Source organism: Streptomyces tateyamensis, assembly GCF_003205575.1.
Lineage (GTDB): Bacteria > Actinomycetota > Actinomycetes > Streptomycetales > Streptomycetaceae > Kitasatospora > Kitasatospora tateyamensis.
Map to the genome: position 1 here is coordinate 384 of NZ_PYBW01000086.1, position 267 is coordinate 650.

Annotated in this window: 1 pseudogene; it reads right to left on the reverse strand. The window is 76.0% G+C overall.

Annotated elements, in window-relative coordinates:
• Positions 1 to 267 (reverse strand): annotated as a pseudogene (locus tag C7C46_RS35235) (transcriptional regulator); the annotation flags it as partial.

The following is a 267-nucleotide window of genomic DNA, read 5'->3' on the forward strand; positions in this document are numbered from 1 at the left end:
GGTGCCGATCCCGTTGGTGCCCACCGACTCCTCGCCCCACCGGCCGCCGGTCATGAAGCCGATCAGGTCGGCGCTGCGGCGCAGGTCGCGCGGGCCCTCGTGCCAGAGCACGGTGCCGGTCCGGTCGGCCACCGCGAGGATCAGCGGCAGGTCGCTGACCGGGTCGAACAGGGTGCTGCGCAGCGTGGGCAGGACGGTGTCCAGGCCGGAGGCCCGGCGGCGGTGCTCGACCTCGGCGGGGTTGAGGTGCTCGGGGTCGCGGCCGCG